This is a genomic window from Endozoicomonas acroporae (assembly GCF_002864045.1).
Taxonomy (GTDB): Bacteria; Pseudomonadota; Gammaproteobacteria; order Pseudomonadales; family Endozoicomonadaceae; genus Endozoicomonas; species Endozoicomonas acroporae.
This window is the reverse complement of the sequence record NZ_PJPV01000240.1, coordinates 1-2,325: the sequence shown is the minus strand read 5'-3', so window position 1 is coordinate 2,325 and position 2,325 is coordinate 1. Positions and strand designations below refer to the sequence as shown.

The following is a 2,325-nucleotide window of genomic DNA, read 5'->3' as shown; positions in this document are numbered from 1 at the left end:
GCTGTTTTCAAGGGCTGATGGGTTTTCGGACAAGCACTAAATACCAAATACCGAGATCAGCATCAAATGACCCCTTTGCATTATGTCGTCAAGGATGATTGCTGGACCGACCAGAGCATCACTGATTGGTCTGAAGAGCATCAAGGCTATACAGAATGTTTTCGTTTTCTAATAGAGAAAAGACTATGCAATGAATATATCAATAGCCAAAATGATGAAGGCAAAACACCAGTACACTTGGCTGCCGAGGCTAACAATATTGAGTGCCTGAATATGCTGCTAGAACAAGAAGGAAATAATATAATTTTCACTCTTGAGGATAAGGATGGACAAACACCACTGCAATTGGCGAAAGAGAATGATCATACTAAGTGCATAGAGATTATAGAAAAATATAAACAGGGCGGAGAAGATAAAGGAGAAGATAAAAAGGTTGCAGGTCAATATTCTGATCATCGAAGAAAAGGTGAAACATCAGCGAAGCCGGGCGAAGAAGAAAAAAATGATCGTATTCGTTTTAAAGAAAAGTATTTTGTAGATGATGAAGACTTGTCCCGTGCTAAAAAAGAAGAAAAGTATAAAGGATACCTATTTATCGAGATTCCAGAACATAAAACTGTCTGGCTCGATATAAAAGATTACCTGAAAAAAAACGAGAGTAAATGTAAGACATTTGGCTATTCTGGAATTCAAGGTGATAACAATACACTCATAGATTTGAATAAAATTTACGTCCCTGCACAATTTATAAAGATGAATAACTCTTATCGTAATGATTTGCCACTAGATGGCTACCCTTTTCATATTGAAGGCACCAAAAAGGAAATTACTGAATTCCTTGATGAATATGCAAAGAAAGGATTTCTCTTTAAGGCAAAAAGCAAAGAGCAATCAGAGCCCAAAGTGTTTGTGAATATAAATTTATGCCTTGATAATTATGACCCTGCATTGATAGTAAGAAAACTTTTTGTGGATATAATGAAAGACAGTGTACCGGGTGGAGAACTTGTCCAATCATTTATTGAGTATATTGAAAAGTACGATTTCAAAAAGGTAATAAATAAATTTAAAGAAATTTATAGTGATGCCAAGATCCTTAAGGAAACACTTGGGCAGTTAGCTTTAGAATTCGCTGGAGGAATTCATAAGGCGGTGGATGATAAAGCATCAAAAAAACCTGAAGAAATTGTACAAGAAAGTTTACGTGAGTTCATCGAAAAAATTGACACGACTAATGAAACACTGAGCAAAAAAGATAGTATAGAAAAAAATAACTTTAGCTTCCTTAGTGGACACATTGATTTGCTGGCCGAGATCAAAAATGACCAGAAAGTTAAAATTAAATTTGATTGTGACGAGTTAAATAAAAGCCCTGCCCGGTTACAGCTCAGTTCAACCAGCGGTCAAGTGTATTTCGAAAATATATCCAAAGCATTGAAGGTACTTTTTGATATTAAGGAAAGTTAAACCGCGGTCGGGTATTGCTTTGCCAGGTAAATTTTCTATCCGGGCACTCTCTGCGTGGGCATACCGGACTTCAGAAGGTGAAACAACCTGTTTTTGTTTGGCGTATGTATTTCCACGGGGCCGCCGTGGGAGGGGTCTTTGATTGTGGCAATATATTTTTCATCACTATAAGCGACAATGGTTAGTCATAACTAAAGGCCCGACCCCCAGTGTTGAGTCAAATAGCAGGCTAAAGCGATGAATGGTGTCGGTAGAAACGGAGCAGATGTCCGCTTTAATTGTTCTTACTGTCTTGAAGGGAATACCGGAAGACTTGGTGGACGTTCAGTGGTCACAACAGAGTGCGAACACCATCACATGGGGCACTTGGAATGTATACGCGACTATTCTAATTCATTGCACAAACCGGATAGGTGTATATGTGGGCCGGGCATGTCCTTGCTTCGAGAATCCAAGCCATTGTTAGAGGATGCCTGTCAAAAGGGGGACTTGGAAGCTCTAAAGTTGGGACTTGAACTGAAACCAGAAGGCAACGTCACCTCTGCTCTTACCGCTGCAGCAAAAGCGGTAGCAGGCGCTGCAGCTAGTGGGCATACTGATAGCAAGGACTACACCGACTGCTTCCGGACTTTGTCGAGTGCTATTCAAAATCACGCGGATGAACATAAAAAATTGTGTGCCCAATTGGCAACACTGGCGGCGGGAATTGGAGTGGCCATAGCTGGATTGACCACTGTCGAATCGGCAGCTTTCAGTGCAAAGTTTGTTGCGCTTTGTGAAATTGTTGGTGAAATTGCGAATAGGTACATTACTGGATTTCCTATGGGGACGGTGATGTCGATGGTTGGTTTCGGATCT

At 40.2% G+C, this 2,325-nt stretch carries 2 protein-coding genes; both read left to right on the top strand.

Features of this window, described 5'->3' with window-relative positions:
• The first annotated feature begins 66 nt into the window (after window positions 1–66).
• On the top strand, window positions 67–1,467 hold the full coding sequence (locus tag CX664_RS24690) for an ankyrin repeat domain-containing protein (protein WP_244910728.1): 1,401 nt from the start codon (window positions 67–69) through the stop codon (window positions 1,465–1,467).
• A gap of 489 nt (window positions 1,468–1,956) precedes the next feature.
• Window positions 1,957–2,325 (top strand): hypothetical protein (locus CX664_RS27310; RefSeq protein ID WP_146000336.1); only part of this gene is annotated, 369 nt, incomplete at its 3' end.